This is a genomic window from Aquamicrobium zhengzhouense (assembly GCF_016124105.1).
GTDB classification, from domain to species: Bacteria; Pseudomonadota; Alphaproteobacteria; order Rhizobiales; family Rhizobiaceae; genus Aerobium; species Aerobium zhengzhouense.
In genome coordinates, this window is record NZ_JADGMQ010000009.1 from 66,125 (window position 1) to 81,553 (window position 15,429).

Genomic DNA, 15,429 nt, shown 5'->3' on the forward strand with positions numbered 1-15,429 from the left:
GTGGATTTAAGATACCTGCCGGCCAATTGTCTGGATGCCTTCCAAACCCTACCATGGTTAACAGCTGGTAACTGACCATGGTGCCGTCGCAAATTATTCTTCGATTACAGGCGGGGCAGGAACCTGCGGCGTTGTCTGTGTCGAAGAAAGCGCGGGGGGAAGCGGAACCACCGGCGCGTTTACGGGGACCGGAGGCAGAGCGGGAGCGGATGTCACAACCGCCGCCGCAGCTGGTTGGGGACGTCGGGTCGGTCGTGGCGCGGATAGGTCACGCGGAGCGGATACCGTGATCAGCTCCGAGCCTGACAATCCGCGAGGATGGATCGGCTGCCCGGTAACGCCAAGGCGCGGGTCGGCAGCGGGGACCGTCCCGTACGGGTTCCATGTGTACCCAGCGAAGGCGCTGTTGATCGTGTACCCGTACATGACGGCGAGCAAGCCATCCTCGGTCGCTCCGGTTTGACAAAGCCGGAGCCTTACCTGAACGGATCCGCGTGTTGCCAGACTTGCGTCCGACTTCAATCCCGAAATGCGTTGCCAGGCGTAAAGGCACAGATCGCCGGAATGGGACCGGCCGGTGGCGTAGCCGAACGGGCCGTAGCTATTTTGGACGTAGAGTGGAGACCGGACCATCCGGATGCCCGGCAGTGCATGGCGCATCTCGCGCGCGACGACGCTTTCGGACGGAGGGGTATCGCTCAGAGGTGTGTCGCCACCGCTTGAGCCGACTGGCCCGAAAAACTGAATCTGAAGCGTGTTCTGTCCGGGTACTTTTGCGGAGGTCGACAGTACGATCTCTTGCTGGATCGCGTTAGCGAACACGCGCTCCACGACGCCAATAACAGCCGGTCCTCCAGGTGGAGGAAGAGCCATGGCATCAGTGATCTCACGTTCGCGGCTCAAGGCCGATTCTTCAAGTCGAACTGGTTGCTGGGCGCAAGCGGCGAGCGCGATGCACGCAGTGGCTAGCGCAATGGCCGCGACCGGGCGAACAATCGCGGTTGCGACCTTGGATCCTCGTAGGATGAAAATATCAGCTGACATAATGCGAATCAGATCGACCCTTGCTGCCAAAATACTTAGCGCGTGTTAACCATACGCGGAAGCCCTTATGCAACCTGCGCGCTAGTTGCGGGGAGGTGTGGCCTTGAAGTGTCACCCTGCGCAACCAAGATCAGATGTTGGTGGGCGTTGCCCTCCGTTGCTTGCTCTGTCGATCTGGTTTTTGAGAGGAAGTAATGACTGACGTTGCATTCCCGACCCCTGTTCTGTTGCGCATGGCTGGTCGTGGCGAGCGCCAGGTGTCGACGAGTTTTGAGACTCTGGAGTGTCTGGAGCGCGAATGGCCTGAATGGGCGCGCGGGCGCCGCTGGCGCAGCGCCGTTACAACGTGTCGCGATTCGCTGGATGGCTGGCGGACCGGTGTGGACGCACAGCGCAGCTTTTTGCGCGCGGCGGAGGCTGCGGGGCTCCTGCCGGTTGGCAAGCGGACCCGGACCGTCCAGCGGTGGGGCTTTTCAGGTCCGACGAGTGCCCAAAATCATCTGAAAAAACAGCCCGCAAGGCGAATTCGCCATTCTGGTGCAAGAGCGGGGCGCTAGCCTCATTCTCTGCCCCAATTTGGTGACAATCAGGCGGCAACAGGATCGCGTTGACGCAATGATTGCGATCACGCCCTTGTTTTCACGTGGAGGTTGAAGGTGTCCCGCTCGTTGTACTGCCCTTCGTGTCATACGCACCGACCGAAGGCTGCAACTAAATGTCCGTACTGCCGCAATGCATACGGCCCTATTGATAGTCCGCCAGATCATCTTTTTGCGGACCCGAGCGGTGAGACGCATAGCGCACCTCCACGATCGGTTCGGGCGACCGGCGGCTGATTTTAGATCAGTTTGCCGAGCTTCAGGTTGACGCCTTTAGGGCTCGCGTCTTGGGAAGTCTGACGCCTGTGCTGCAGGCTGGTGTGGGGCCACGCGGCCCCACCTTTGTTTCATTCGTGGCGTTTCGATCGCTGCGAGAGCATCCGCCGCATCGTCGAATGACGGAACTGCTTTGAACTGCTCAAGTCCGAAGCTGTGCGGTCAGGCATTGACGAGTTTACGTTACGTCATCCGCTCCAGAGCCGGCGATTTGACCGCGATCTCATCACTTTTACCGATTTTGGAAGGACCTGTTAACCAACGTTTCCTATCCCTCGTAGTGCCAATCCAGTCGTGAGTCTTTGAGTATGTCGTCCATGCGTTCACCCAGGTCCACTCCGTTGGAAATCGTCTCGCGGAATGACACGCACTTGCCGAGGGGCGAGGCGTCGCAAGGCCATGCAGACGACCAGCCTCCCGCATGGGACAACCATTTTTACATCGCGCCGAACGTGCGGTTCACGCGCACGCCCGATCGGATGCTGAGGAAAACCACCGACGAAGTTAAGCCCGAGCCCGCGCCTCAGGCGAGCCTTGTCACGTCAGGTGCAGCGCCAAACATCCCCGCCCGGACCATGATTCCGGTGGCTCCAGTTCAGGACGTACCAATCGAGCCACTGGTTGAAGCGGCCGCGCCTGAAGGGGTTTCGCATGTCGTTGCGGTCGCAAATGAAGATGCTGCTCCTTTAGTCCCGCTTCGGCAGGTCGCGTCGACGGTAGTGACACCCGCCCCGCCCGCTACTCCGGCAAACCCGACACGCGTCTATCCGCAGGATCAGCCAGTTGTGCAGGCCGCGGAACCCGCAGCGCCCGCGGCGGTAGAAGAGGTTAAGCCGAGCGCAACCGAGCCGGTCAATATCGTCCCTTCCGATAATCAGCTGTCTTATCTCTCTGATTTCGCATTCTTTGAGCTCGGAGCGCCTACGCTGGTCGTTCCTGAAGCCGAGCCAGATGCGATCGCGGCCGAGGACGTTTGTAAGCCGGTTGAGGTTGTCGCGGAAAAGCCTGCGCACGTAGCTCAGGTGGTGCCAATGCAGCCCGTTGACATCGCATCTCTTTATCGGGTGATCGAATGTGCTGTTGCAGAGCGGTCATTTGCGGAAGCAACCGAGCCGCAAACGGAAAGTTCTTCCGTTTCGCAGACCGAGCCTGAGGTTGAAGTAGCGGCAGCACGTCACGAAGCGGCTTCCTCCTCCACTCCGAAGCAGCCACAGACGCTATCCTCCGTAGTCACGCCGCTACGTGCGCCCTCGCTTCCCCTGGCAGGCGCGGTGTCTGCTGCAAATTTCGGTGGCGACTATGAGTTCCCGACACCGGAATTCTTGCAATTGCCGCCGGAAGGTCAGGGTTTCTATATGTCGCAGGAGAGGCTGGAACAAAATGCCGACCTCCTGGAAACCGTCCTGCAGGATTTCGGCGTTCGTGGTGAAATCATCAACGTCAATCCGGGACCGGTGGTCACGCTCTATGAGTTCGAGCCAGCGCCGGGTGTAAAATCAAGCCGAGTCATCGGCCTCACTGAAGACATTGCGCGGTCAATGTCAGCCATCTCCGCACGTGTTGCGGTCATTCCTGGCCGGAACGTCATCGGTATCGAGCTGCCCAACGAAAGCCGCGAGACCGTATATTTCCGCGAGCTCATCGAGAGTGAAGGGTACAAGGACAGCAGCTACAAGTTGGCGCTGTGCCTTGGAAAGACCATTGGCGGTGAGCCGGTGATCGCCGAGCTCGCGAAAATGCCCCACCTGCTTGTTGCCGGCACGACTGGGTCCGGCAAATCGGTCGCGATCAATACGATGATCTTGTCGCTGCTCTACCGCCTCAAGCCGGAAGAGTGCCGCCTGATCATGGTTGATCCGAAGATGCTTGAATTGTCCGTTTATGACGGCATCCCGCATCTCCTCACGCCGGTCGTCACCGATCCGAAGAAGGCCGTGACCGCGCTGAAGTGGGCGGTGCGTGAGATGGAAGACCGCTATCGCAAGATGGCGCGGCTCGGTGTTCGGAATATTGACGGCTTCAACCAGCGTGCGGCAATCGCGCGCGACAAGGGCGAAGTTGTCACCATGCAGGTTCAGACTGGCTTCGAAAAGGGAACCGGCGAGCCGCTTTATGAGGATCAGGAAATCGATCTGACGCCAATGCCGTATATCGTCGTCATCGTCGACGAGATGGCAGACCTGATGATGGTCGCTGGTAAGGAGATCGAGGGAGCGATTCAGCGTCTGGCTCAGATGGCGCGTGCTGCTGGTATCCATCTCATCATGGCTACACAGCGTCCTTCGGTTGATGTGATCACCGGCACCATCAAGGCGAATTTCCCGACGCGCATTTCGTTCCAGGTAACGTCGAAAATCGATAGCCGAACGATATTGGGTGAGCAGGGTGCCGAACAGCTGCTTGGCCAGGGAGACATGCTGCACACAGCTGGCGGGGGGAGGATCTCCCGCGTGCACGGACCTTTTGTTTCAGACGAGGAAGTCGAGCGTGTCGTTGCACATCTGAAGCTGCAGGGCCGCCCGGAATATCTCGACACCGTTACCGCGGATGAAGAGGATGAGGTCGAAGAGGTCGACGACGCGCCGGTGTTCGACAAGAGCGCGCTGGCTTCAGAGGACAATCCCGATGCGATGTTCGAAGAGGCGGTGAAGATCGTTCTTCGCGACAAGAAGTGCTCGACCTCGTACATCCAGCGCCGCCTGGGGATTGGATATAATCGTGCCGCCTCTCTTGTGGAGCGCATGGAACAAGAGGGCCTTGTCGGTGCGCCCAACCATGTCGGGAAGCGCGAGATCCTCGGTGGTCGAGCCTAGCTTTCCTCATTGAAGGTTTCGACGAAAACGGCGGGGGTGACCCGCCGTTTTCTGTTTTATGACAGGTTCGTGTCCCCAGCCTGTGGACAAGGTCGCCACCGAGCCCTTCAACACGAGTATCCTCTGCCCGTCATTTGAGCACATTGGCGAGGCGGAATGTGCATCTGCGCAACTTTGTGCGTGGTTTAGAAGTAGAGCGCCAAATCCGCCGCGAAAATTGCGTCCCCGCGCAATAGTCCTTCCAAAGATCGGAACTCAGCGCTAGACTGCCTTCAAATATTGGCATCCGAGCCCCGTTTCGACCGCGTCTTCGCGCGGTTCGGTGCGGGGCTTTTCACGTTGGGCTTCCGCATGAAGCGAGTGGTAGACATTGGGGTACTTCTTTCGCGCAGCGGCATGTACACTGCGCTGGCGTGCGCGAGCCGTGCGGGCGTGCTGCGTGGTGTCGAAGAAGTAAACGTTGATCCCAATCTCGATGTCGCCTTTCGGGTAATCGAGCGCGACCCCGAAGGGCGCGCGGATCGCTACGCGCCGTTGTGCCGCGAGATATTAAAGGGTTCCAACGCAAGACACATTTTCGGATGCACCACTTCGGCGAGCCGCAAGGAGGTCATACCGGAGCTGGAGCGTTTCGACGGTGTTCTCTGGTACGCGGTTCCCTATGAAGGCTTCGAGGCTTCGGAGCGGGTTGCGTACATGCATTCATGCCCAAACCAGCACCTCCTCCCGCTTTTGGATTGGGCGCTGCCCAACCTGGGCAATCGTTCCTATCTTGTCGGCTCCAATTATATCTGGGGCTGGGAGCTGGCGCAGATTGCTCGCGAGCGCGTCTCGGCTGCGGGAGGGCAGGTCCTAGGTGATCGCTATCTCGCGATCGGCGATACTGAGCCGGATCATATCATCCAGGACATCCAGGCTTTGAAGCCGGATTTCATCCTCAATTCACTTGTCGGGGAAAGCTCCTACGCATTCATGGCCAAACTGGCTCAAGCTGCGCAAAATTTGTCGTTCAGCCGACCTACCGTAATCTCCTGCAATTTCACGGAGTGCGAAATTGAGGCGGCTGGAGAAGCTGCGGAAGGGCTCGTGTCGGCCGGTCCATGGTTCGAGCCGGAAGGCGCACGTGGCGGATCGTTCTACGAAATGGCTCGCCAGTCCGTGCATGAGCTTGCACGATTGCTGCATGGGCGTCCCGGCGCAGAAGGGTTGCCTTTGTCGGATTTGCTTCGCAGCGCGACTGAGGCGGGCAAAAGCCCTCGTCTCGATCCGACGCATCTTCATGCGCGCCAGCCCGCGATCATCGCACGCCTTGAAGGCGGAAGGTTCCGGGAGATAAAGCGCCTGGTCACCATGCGCGCAGATCCCTACCTGACCAGCCGCTCGCGCCCCACGCAAGCAGGCGCCATCCTGAAGGTGGTGTCATGAGTCGCATCAGGACGGAAAATCTTGGCGGCGCGATCGCCTGGATCCTGCACCGCCCGCACCCTTCGGTACAAGGTCTCGTCCGGCAGCTCGGTGTGATCGGTCTGGAGGTCCGTGAGGCGTGGCCCGAATTGCCCGCTGAGGCGATCGGTGCCGACTTCATCTTCTATGATGCGGATATGGGACATGACGAGCAGTTCCCGTGGCCGCGGGGGCAGTCGCCGATGCCAATGATTGCGCTTATCGGGTCAGAAGCGCCGGGTCGTCTGAAATGGGCGATGGATGTAGGCGCGCATGCGCAGCTTCTCAAGCCGGTCAGCGACAAGGGCGTCTATGCCGCGCTGCTCGTCGCACGCAGCAATTTCGACCGGGCGAATGCTTCGGAGGCGATGATCGCCGATCTGCAGAACCGCCTCTCCGCGAGGCAGACAATTGTGCAGGCGGTGATGATCTTCGTCATGAAGGGGATGACCGAAGCCGAGGCCTATGACCAGCTTCGCCAGGCCGCAATGGCCTGGCGCGTAACGATTGAGACCGCCGCCGAACGGCTGGTCGCGAACCATTCTAATGAGAGGGGCAAAGACGATGGCAGACGCGTCGATCTCGCCTGAACCCTTGGTAGTGCATGAAAACGGGCCTTCCGTCCTGCGTAGGCTGCTGAAGCGCAAGCTCGCGCTGATCGGATTGGCGATCATTGTTATCTGTGTTGGCGGCGCCGTTTTCGCTAAATGGCTGGCGCCACATGACCCGTATGAACAATTCTTCGACGGGCTGACCATCGAGGGAGCGCCTCTGCCCCCTAACGAAATGTTCTGGTTCGGCACAGATCTTCTGGGCCGAGATCTCTTCTCGCGAATCCTTTACGGCGCCCAGACCTCGTTGATCATCGGCCTGGTGGCCAACGGGGCGGCCTTGTTCATCGGAACACTTGTTGGAGTGACGGCGGGCTACTTCCGCGGTGTCATCGGTGGCGTGCTCATGCGCTTCACCGACCTGATGATGGCATTTCCTGCCCTTCTCCTGGCGATCTGCCTTGCAGCGATCTTTTCACCGTCGCTCTGGATTGTTGCGATGGTGATCGCCTTCGTTAACTGGGTCCAGACCGCGCGCGTTATCTTCACCCAGACCTCTTCCCTCGCAGAGCGCGATTACATCGCTGCCGAGAAGACCCTCGGGGCTGGTCATGGCCGGATCCTGTTCAAGCACATTTTGCCCCACCTTATTCCGACTTTGATCGTGTGGGGCACTCTCGGTATTTCTACCACCGTTCTGCTGGAGGCCACCTTGTCGTTCCTCGGCATTGGCGTTCAGCCGCCGATCCCTTCGTGGGGCAACATAATTTTCGAGAACCAGACTTATTTCCAGTCTGCGCCATGGCTCGTCTTTATTCCGGGGGCGGCGATCCTTTTGTTAGCCCTTGCCTTTAACCTCGTCGGCGATGCGCTGCGCGATATTCTCGACCCGACACAGCAGGGGCGTGACTGATGGCTGCCTATATCCTGCGACGCCTCATTCAGTCCACACTGATCCTGCTCGGCGTTTCGTTCATTACTTTCGTTCTGCTCTACGTTCTCCCCGCCGATCCTGTGCGGCAGATTGCAGGGCGTTCAGCCACTGCGGCGACTGTCGAGAGCATTCGTCAGCAATTGGGCCTCGATCAGCCGTTTCTGGTCCAGTATGGCAACTATCTGCTGAATCTGTTCCAGGGCGACTTTGGCCGCTCTTACCTGCAAAAGACGGAAGTCGCAGAGCTGATCGTTTCGCGGCTCCCAGCGACGCTGATGCTGCTTGTTGCTGCAATCGGGTGCGAACTCCTGATCGGCTTGCCACTTGGCATTATCGCAGCCCTCAATCGCGGTAAGGCTATCGACAACGGTCTGATGCTGACGAGCTTCCTGACGGTGTCAGCACCGCAGTTCGTCGTGGCTCTGCTGCTTCTCTTCGTCTTTGCGGTCAAGCTGGGCTGGTTCCCGATCGGCGGCTACGGAACGTTCGCCCACATTGTCCTGCCGGCGCTAACGCTCGGTATTCTTGGGTCCGGCTGGTATTCGCGGATCATGCGATCCTCGATGGTTGATGTGTTGCGCGCGGACTTCATACGTACCGCAAGAGCCAAGGGGCTGAACCGCACCAAGGTGATCCTTGGCCACGCCCTCCCCAACGCGATTTTGCCGATCATCGCGATGATTGGGATCGATATCGGTCTGTTCATGTCAGGAATTGTGGTGGTTGAAAGCGTCTTTGGCTGGCCAGGGATCGGTCAGCTCGCCTGGCAGGCCATCCAGCGCGTCGACATCCCGATCATCATGGGCGTGACGCTTGTCTCGGCCTGCGGGATCGTGATCGGCAATCTCATCGCCGACCTGATTTCGCCGCTCATCGATCCGCGCATCAAGCTGCGCTGAACCATTTAATCCAGAGGAGTAACACACATGAAGAAGCTTATCCTTTCCACGGCGCTGGCAAGCCTATTGGCGCTGCCTGCCTTTGCACCGGCACAGGCCGAAGAGCCACAGTACGGCGGCAACATGATCGTCACCTATAAGGACGACGTTGCCACGCTGGATCCGGCTATCGGCTATGACTGGCAGAATTGGTCGATGATCAAGTCGGTATTCGACGGCTTGATGGATTATGAGCCGGGGACCACGACCCTGCGCCCGGGCCTCGCCGAGAGCTATGAGATCTCGGACGACGGCCTCACCTATACCTTCAAGCTGCGGCCGGGCGTCAAGTTCCACAATGGCCGCGAGCTGGTCGCTGATGACGTGGTCTACTCCATTAACCGCGTGGTCAATCCGGCTACCCAATCTCCAGGTCAGGGCTTCTTCGCCATGATCGATGGTTACAATGAAGCAGCCTCGGGTAGCGCAGACACGGTTTCGGGCGTCACCGCACCTGATGCCAGCACAGTCGTCTTCAAGCTGGCCCGTCCGGACGCGACCTTCCTTCACGTCATGGCGCTGAACTTCTCGTTCATCGTCCCGAAGGAAGCGGTTGAGGAAGCTGGCGCTGACTTCGGCAAGAAGCCGGTCGGGACAGGCGCGTTCAAGCTGACCGAGTGGACCCTCGGACAGCGTCTCGTGTTCGAAAAGAACCAGGACTATTGGATCTCTGGCGTTCCCTACCTCGACAGCTTCACGGTTGAAGTTGGTCAGGAGCCGGTCGTAGCGCTTCTGCGTGCGCAAAATGGCGAAGTCGACATTCCGGGTGACGGCATTCCGCCGGCGAAGTTCGTTGAAGTGATGAAGGACGAGGCTCAGGCAAGCCTTGTGGTTGAGGGCGGGCAGCTCCACACCGGTTACATCACCATGAATGTGCAGCAGGCACCGTTCGACAAGGTTGAGGTGCGTCAGGCCGTCAATATGGCGATCAACAAGGACCGCATCATTCAGGTCATCAACGGCCGTGCAGTTCCTGCCACCCAGCCGCTGCCGCCATCAATGCCGGGCTACACCGAAGGCTACGAGGGCTACAAGTACGATCCGGAAGCAGCCAAGAAGCTGCTTGCCGACGCAGGCTATGCGGACGGCTTCGAGACCGAAATGTTCGTCATGAACACCGACCCGAACCCGCGTATCGCGCAGGCGATCCAGCAGGATCTGAAGGCAATCGGCATCAACGCGTCGATCAAGTCGCTGGCGCAGGCGAACGTGATTGAGGCTGGTGGCGCAGGAACGGCTCCGATGATCTGGTCCGGCGGGATGGCATGGATTGCTGACTTCCCGGACCCGGCAAACTTCTACGGTCCGATCCTCGGCTGCGGTGGCGCGGTTGAAGGCGGCTGGAACTGGTCGAAGTACTGCAATGAAGAGCTCGACATGCTCGCGGCGCTGGCAGATTCGATCGTTGATCCGGCCAAGGAAGGCGAGCGTCTGGCCAAGTGGTCGGAAATCTACATGAAGGTGATGGAAGACGCCCCATGGGCGCCGGTGTTCAACGAGCAGCGCTACACGCTGAAGTCGGCCCGCATGGGCGGCGCAGACGAGCTCTTCGTTGATCCGGTCTCGATCCCCGTCAACTACGACTACGTCTTCATCAAGGAGTAGGGCACATCATGTGCAAGCACTGTAACCATACGATCCACGCTCATCAGCACCATTTCGGCTGGGACAATTCTATTGCTCCGGCTCTGACGGTAGCTCCGGGCGAGACGATCCTGTTCCAGTGCCTTGACAGTTCTGGGGGCCAGCTTGGCCCCCAGTCCACCGTCGAGGATGTGAAGGCGCTGGATTTTGGCAAGATCAACCCCGTTTCCGGTCCGATCTACGTCGACGGTGCAAAGCCGGGCGACGTACTCAAAGTGACGATCGAGAGTTTCACGCCGCAGCTGCGCGACGGCACTGGGTTTGGCTGGACCGCTAATATTCCGGGTTTCGGGCTTCTGGCAGATCAGTTTACTGAGCCGGCTCTCAATGTCTGGAAGTTCGATGCCACCAGCATGGAACCAGCATTGTTCGGCAAGAATGGCCGCGTGCCGTTGAAGCCGTTTGCCGGAACGATCGGCAACGCTCTTGCGGAAAGCGGCCTCCATTCCGTCGTTCCGCCGCGCCGTGTAGGTGGCAATCTTGACATCCGTGATCTGTCATCCGGTACGACTCTCTACCTTCCGGTCGAGGTCGAGGGCGCTTTGTTCTCGGTTGGTGACACGCACGCTGCCCAGGGCGATGGCGAGGTCTGCGGCACCGCTATCGAAAGCCCGTTCGATGTCGTTCTGACGCTTGACCTGATCAAGGACCAACCGCTGAGGACGCCGCGCTTCACGACGCCGGGGCCAGTCACGCGCCACCTCGACGCTAAGGGCTACGAGGTCACGACCGGTATCGGTCCCGACCTGTGGGCCGCGGCGAAGGATGCGGTTGCGAACATGATCGATCTGCTCTGCGCAACGCAGAAGCTGGATCCGGTCGATGCCTACATGCTTGTCTCGACGTGCGGCGATCTACGCATCTCCGAGATCGTGGACATGCCGAATGTGGTGGTCAGCTTCTACTTCCCGAGGGCCGTCTTCGAATGACCGCAGCAATGCTTTCTCCTACAGTCGATAGGGCGGCGGACGTCGTCCTGTCAGTGCGCGACCTTCAAGTCTCTGCCCGTTCGGACCAGGGATTGATACCGCTGGTCGAAGGTCTCAGTTTCGATCTCCATCGGGGTGAGACGCTGGCGATTGCGGGAGAAAGCGGCTCGGGCAAATCGATCACTTCGCTGGCCTGTATGGGGCTATTGCCGGCGCCCGCTGTACGGGTGACAGGCGGTTCCATTCGTTTCGGTGACACGGAATTGACGACTCTGCCTGAGAAGAAGATGCAGGAAATGCGCGGCGCGCGCATCGCAATGATCTTCCAGGAACCGATGACAGCGCTCAATCCGGTGATGAGCATCGGACGCCAATTGGTGGAAGCGATCCGGGCGCACGAACCGTTGTCCGTGTCCCAAGCGCGGGCCCGCGCGCTAGAAGCGGTACGTGCTGTCCGGTTGTCTCAGCCGGAAAAACGGCTTGAGCAGTACCCGCATGAATTGTCGGGCGGCATGCGCCAGCGCGTGATGATCGCAATGGCAATTGCATTGCGCCCGGCGGTTCTGATTGCAGACGAGCCGACCACAGCTCTCGACGTTACCGTGCAACGTGAAGTGCTCGATCTCCTTCGCGATCTGCAGGAGGAGCTTGGGACCGCCGTCATCCTGATCACACATGACATGGGTGTGGTTGCGGAAATGGCTGACCGCGTCATCGTCATGCGCAAGGGCAAGATGGTAGAAGCTGCGGGCACGATCGAACTGTTCGATGCACCAAAAGAACAATATACGCGCGACCTTCTGGCGGCAGTGCCCCGGATCGGCGCTGGTGCATCGCGGCCGGAGCTCGAAACGCGCGACGTTCTCGTGCGCTACGACGATGTTTCGGTCAATTTTCCGATCCGGCAAGGACTGTTGGGCCGCGTTGCCGCGCGGGTACATGCGGTAGAGCACGTCTCTCTCGAGATTTTCCGCGGTGAGACGCTGTCACTGGTGGGAGAGTCCGGATGTGGCAAGTCGACGATGGCGAAAGCTCTGGTCGGCCTGGTCCCGCATACCGGGCGCATCGAGATAAACGGTCAGGCGCTTGGTGAGCTCGATAGCAGAGGGCGCAAAGCGATCCGTCGCGACCTCCAGATGGTCTTCCAGGATCCGATGGCCGCGCTGGACGCGCGCATGACCATTGGTGAGCTAATCCGGGAGCCACTGGTCATCCATGGTATCGGCACTGCCGAGGAACAAAAGGCAAGGGTGCGGGAACTATTGGAGCGCGTTGAGCTTTCTGCGAACGTTTACAACCGATATCCGCACCAGTTCTCCGGCGGACAGCGCCAGCGCATCTGCATTGCCAGGGCGCTCGCTCTGAAGCCGAAGCTAATCATCTGTGATGAGAGCGTGGCAGCGCTGGACGTTTCGATCCAGGCTAAGGTGCTGGATCTTCTGCGCGATTTGCAGAAAGAAAGTGGCGTCACGTACCTCTTCATCAGCCACGATATGGCCGTCGTCGAGAATATCTCGGACCGTGTTGCCGTGATGTATCTTGGCCAGATCGTCGAGATGGGAACGCGCGCGCAGCTTTTTGGCAATCCACAGCATCCATACACAAAACGTCTTCTGGCGGCTGTGCCGGTTCCAGACCCACGCCGCGAGCGCGGCCCAAGCCTCAGGTTGTCCGGCGAGATACCGAGCCCGGTCTGGAATGTCGGACAATCTCCAGAGCGCGTCGAACTGGTGGATATCGGCGGCGGGCATCTCGTCGCCAGGCATTGATCATTCGCGTCGCAGGGTAATCCAGGCAGGGGCGTGATCGCTCGCCCCTTCCCTACCGCGGACCTCGTGATCGACTCCTCCGCTCTCCAGCCGATCGCGCAGGTTCGCGCTCAGGAGAAAGTGGTCCAGGCGCATGCCGGCGTCCCGCTGCCAGCGAAGCCGCTTATAGTCCCAGAAGGTGTAAATCTTCTCGTTTGGATAGAGATGACGCAGCGCATCGGTCCAACAGCGGCCCACAAGCTTGCGGAACGCTGCTCGGGCTTCCGGCTGAACCAGGGCGTTATCGTCCAACGACTTCGTCCGATAGATATCGAAATCCGTTGGGACAACGTTGTAGTCACCCGCGAGAACGACTGGCGCTCCAGTCTTTCGCAAGGCGGTAGCATGCTTTCGAAGCCGATCCAGCCAGGCGAGTTTGTAGGCGAACTTTGGCCCTGGCTGCGGATTGCCATTCGGCGCGTATATGGACGCGAAGAGAATACCAGCGATCGCAGCCTCTACATATCTGGCCTGCAGGTCTTCAGGATCGCCGGGCAAGAACGTTCGAGTCAGAACCGGCTCGCCGACGCGAGAGAGGATCGCAACACCATTCCAGCTACGTTGCCCCACCCAGACGGCGTCATATCCGAGCGCCTTCAGAGCACTCTCGGGAAACGTATCATTCGTGGCCTTCAATTCCTGAAGGCACACAATATCCGGTTCTGTGTCTTTCAACCACGCAATGAGGTTGCCTAGGCGGCGGTTGATACCGTTGATGTTGAATGTCGCGATCCTCATCCTGCGGTGATGCGATTGGCCCAGTCGCGTGTGGTCATAGCCATCGTCTTTAAATGGTCAGCCACGCTGAAGCCGGAAAATTTCTTTCGCGGCTTGAGATCATGGTCCCCATCCTCCAGCCAGAAGATCTTTATCGCTTCGGAGAGCTGGTACTGATCGACCTCCTCATTTGTGCCAAACGGATCTCGTGTGCCCTGAATGACGAGCGTGGGTACTGAAAGATTTTCGAGGTGTGCTGTCCGCAATTGATCGGGCTTTGCCGGGGGATGAAAAGGATAGCCAAGGCATAGAAGTCCGGCGATTGCGCCCTCCGCGTGCATCTGGTCGGCAAGCATGGAAGCAACCCGCCCACCCATCGACTTTCCGCCAATGATTAGGGGAGTTGCGGCTGCTATCCCGGCAACCGCATTGCGATATTCATCGATCAGCTTTTCAGCCTTAGGCGGTGGCTTGCGTCCGCCCTCGCGACGCGCGGCCATATAGGAGAATTCGAACCGAGCGACCCGGAAGCTCTCTTGTGCAAGTGCGTCTACGATCGCATTCATAGATGTGGAATCCATCGGAGCTCCGGCACCATGTGCCAGGAGGATCATTACGTCTGCATCTTCTGGGCCGTCAAAAATGAACTGCATCTAAAACCGTCCCTGTTCAGCCAGGACCATGTAGTGCAATAATTCGCGATGACATTCCCGAATGCCACCAGTCTTTGGCATTTGACGGGTCACTCAACCAAGAGGCGGTGCCTGAGGCTCATCCCGTTCGAGCGCTTGTCGAATGTGGTCGATGATCTCTTCGAGCACCTTCATCCTGCGGCCGCCAGAGGGACGCGCGGCGTAATAGGAAATCTCGATCGTCGGCGTGAATGGTATGGTGCATAGATCGACCCTTGCCGCGCGCAGGGTGGTACGGTCCACGATTGCCACTCCCATTCCTGCGGCCGCGAGCTGGCAGCAATTTCGCATCGATGTCTCGATGGTGTTCAGGGGCCCCTCCTCCGCCAGAGCAAACGCCCTGTCCAAACCGCTGCGTAGCGGGGAGTTTCGCCCCGCCGTCAGCACGCGGTACTCCCGAAGATGCGCCGGAGTGATGCGGGGTAGTGTTGCGAGCGGATGATCATGCGGCATCGCTGCGACCGCTTCGGAACTGTGCAGATGCACGGTCTGAAGATGGTTGCGAGGGGGCCCAAACACGATGCCGAGATCATAATGGTTTTTCTCTACCATGTCCCAGATGTGCCTGCTGTTCTCGACATCGAGCACGATTGGAAGATCAAGTCGAGGACCAATGATATCGATGATTGCCTGATGCAAATACGGACGCAGGAGTGAAGTTACGCTGCCGATCCGAAGCACCACGTTCTTGTGCTGGCGAATGTCGTTTGCTGCGCGCCCCACCTGATCGATGCCAATATATAGACGCTCCACCTCGGCAAATAGGAGGACGGCCTCTTCAGTCGGCAACAATCGCGCGCCCTGACGCGTGAATAAGGTCATTCCCACCGCATCTTCCAGATCGCGGATCAGCCGACTTACGGCTGGTTGGGTGATGTTCATCGTCTCAGCGGCAGCCGTGATACCGTTTTGGTTCATCACATGGCGGAACGCTTCCAATTGCCGTGGTTTGAGCCGCATCGTCTCCCCCTCACCCATAACATTAGGTCATGGTCTCAAAGCAAAAAGCAATTTTTAATCACCTTCGAATGTGGCTAACAA

Annotated in this window: 13 protein-coding genes; 9 read left to right on the forward strand and 4 right to left on the reverse strand. The window is 59.0% G+C overall.

What is annotated here, in order from left to right; translation table 11 throughout:
- Nucleotides 1–93: 93 nt before the first annotated feature.
- On the reverse strand, nt 94–1,044 hold the full coding sequence (bcsN, locus tag IOD40_RS13165; protein WP_198477016.1) for a cellulose biosynthesis protein BcsN: 951 nt from the start codon (nt 1,042–1,044) through the stop codon (nt 94–96).
- Nucleotides 1,045–1,238: 194 nt separating this feature from the next.
- On the opposite strand from bcsN, the gene IOD40_RS13170 reads away from it, so the two are divergent.
- From IOD40_RS13170 to IOD40_RS13210, 9 genes are all read left to right on the forward strand, one after another.
- Nucleotides 1,239–1,601 (forward strand): DUF982 domain-containing protein, encoded by a 363-nt coding sequence (locus IOD40_RS13170; protein WP_198477017.1) that lies wholly within the window; start codon nt 1,239–1,241, stop codon nt 1,599–1,601.
- A gap of 626 nt (nt 1,602–2,227) precedes the next feature.
- A complete protein-coding gene (locus IOD40_RS13175; protein WP_198477020.1) occupies nt 2,228–4,732 on the forward strand; it encodes a DNA translocase FtsK in 2,505 nt (834 codons plus the stop codon).
- A gap of 279 nt (nt 4,733–5,011) precedes the next feature.
- On the forward strand, nt 5,012–6,157 hold the full coding sequence (locus IOD40_RS13180) for a transporter substrate-binding protein (protein ID WP_233713979.1): 1,146 nt from the start codon (nt 5,012–5,014) through the stop codon (nt 6,155–6,157).
- Nucleotides 6,154–6,765 carry an ANTAR domain-containing response regulator gene (locus IOD40_RS13185; protein ID WP_198477023.1) on the forward strand — a complete coding sequence of 204 codons (612 nt, stop codon included), beginning with the start codon at nt 6,154–6,156 and terminating at the stop codon, nt 6,763–6,765. The genes IOD40_RS13180 and IOD40_RS13185 overlap by 4 nt, the downstream gene beginning before the upstream one ends.
- Nucleotides 6,740–7,639 carry an ABC transporter permease gene (locus IOD40_RS13190; RefSeq protein ID WP_198477025.1) on the forward strand — a complete coding sequence of 300 codons (900 nt, stop codon included), beginning with the start codon at nt 6,740–6,742 and terminating at the stop codon, nt 7,637–7,639. The genes IOD40_RS13185 and IOD40_RS13190 overlap by 26 nt, the downstream gene beginning before the upstream one ends.
- Complete coding sequence (locus IOD40_RS13195; RefSeq protein WP_198477026.1) at nt 7,639–8,559, forward strand: ABC transporter permease; 921 nt, start codon at nt 7,639–7,641, stop codon at nt 8,557–8,559. The genes IOD40_RS13190 and IOD40_RS13195 overlap by 1 nt, the downstream gene beginning before the upstream one ends.
- Before the next feature lie 27 nt (nt 8,560–8,586).
- The gene (locus tag IOD40_RS13200) at nt 8,587–10,203 is read left to right on the forward strand and encodes an ABC transporter substrate-binding protein (RefSeq protein ID WP_198477028.1); all 1,617 of its coding nucleotides are present in this window, start codon (nt 8,587–8,589) and stop codon (nt 10,201–10,203) included.
- An 8-nt stretch (nt 10,204–10,211) separates the two neighbouring features.
- Nucleotides 10,212–11,171 (forward strand): acetamidase/formamidase family protein, encoded by a 960-nt coding sequence (locus IOD40_RS13205; protein WP_198477029.1) that lies wholly within the window; start codon nt 10,212–10,214, stop codon nt 11,169–11,171.
- Between the two features lie 8 nt (nt 11,172–11,179).
- Entirely contained in the window at nt 11,180–12,940 is a 1,761-nt protein-coding gene (locus IOD40_RS13210) for an ABC transporter ATP-binding protein (RefSeq protein WP_233713980.1), read from the forward strand.
- On the opposite strand, the gene xth is transcribed toward IOD40_RS13210, so the two are convergent.
- The 3 genes from xth to IOD40_RS13225 all read right to left on the reverse strand — a co-directional run bounded on the left by xth (nt 12,941) and on the right by IOD40_RS13225 (nt 15,348).
- Nucleotides 12,941–13,717, reverse strand: a complete 777-nt coding sequence (gene xth, locus IOD40_RS13215; protein ID WP_198477031.1) for an exodeoxyribonuclease III — start codon at nt 13,715–13,717, stop codon at nt 12,941–12,943.
- Nucleotides 13,714–14,349, reverse strand: coding sequence for an alpha/beta hydrolase family protein (locus tag IOD40_RS13220; protein ID WP_198477032.1), 636 nt, complete (start codon nt 14,347–14,349; stop codon nt 13,714–13,716). The genes xth and IOD40_RS13220 overlap by 4 nt, the downstream gene beginning before the upstream one ends.
- Before the next feature lie 93 nt (nt 14,350–14,442).
- Nucleotides 14,443–15,348: a LysR family transcriptional regulator gene (locus IOD40_RS13225; RefSeq protein ID WP_198477033.1), complete on the reverse strand. Its 906-nt coding sequence runs from the start codon at nt 15,346–15,348 to the stop codon at nt 14,443–14,445.
- Nucleotides 15,349–15,429 lie beyond the last annotated feature (81 nt).

Coding starts and splice junctions, on each gene's coding strand:
- bcsN (WP_198477016.1), bottom strand. CDS start 1,044: ATGTCAGCTGATATTTTCATCCTACGAGGATCCAAGGTCGCAACCGCG.
- IOD40_RS13170 (WP_198477017.1), top strand. CDS start 1,239: ATGACTGACGTTGCATTCCCGACCCCTGTTCTGTTGCGCATGGCTGGT.
- IOD40_RS13175 (WP_198477020.1), top strand. CDS start 2,228: ATGTCGTCCATGCGTTCACCCAGGTCCACTCCGTTGGAAATCGTCTCG.
- IOD40_RS13185 (WP_198477023.1), top strand. CDS start 6,154: ATGAGTCGCATCAGGACGGAAAATCTTGGCGGCGCGATCGCCTGGATC.
- IOD40_RS13190 (WP_198477025.1), top strand. CDS start 6,740: ATGGCAGACGCGTCGATCTCGCCTGAACCCTTGGTAGTGCATGAAAAC.
- IOD40_RS13195 (WP_198477026.1), top strand. CDS start 7,639: ATGGCTGCCTATATCCTGCGACGCCTCATTCAGTCCACACTGATCCTG.
- IOD40_RS13200 (WP_198477028.1), top strand. CDS start 8,587: ATGAAGAAGCTTATCCTTTCCACGGCGCTGGCAAGCCTATTGGCGCTG.
- IOD40_RS13205 (WP_198477029.1), top strand. CDS start 10,212: ATGTGCAAGCACTGTAACCATACGATCCACGCTCATCAGCACCATTTC.
- IOD40_RS13210 (WP_233713980.1), top strand. CDS start 11,180: ATGCTTTCTCCTACAGTCGATAGGGCGGCGGACGTCGTCCTGTCAGTG.
- xth (WP_198477031.1), bottom strand. CDS start 13,717: ATGAGGATCGCGACATTCAACATCAACGGTATCAACCGCCGCCTAGGC.
- IOD40_RS13220 (WP_198477032.1), bottom strand. CDS start 14,349: ATGCAGTTCATTTTTGACGGCCCAGAAGATGCAGACGTAATGATCCTC.
- IOD40_RS13225 (WP_198477033.1), bottom strand. CDS start 15,348: ATGCGGCTCAAACCACGGCAATTGGAAGCGTTCCGCCATGTGATGAAC.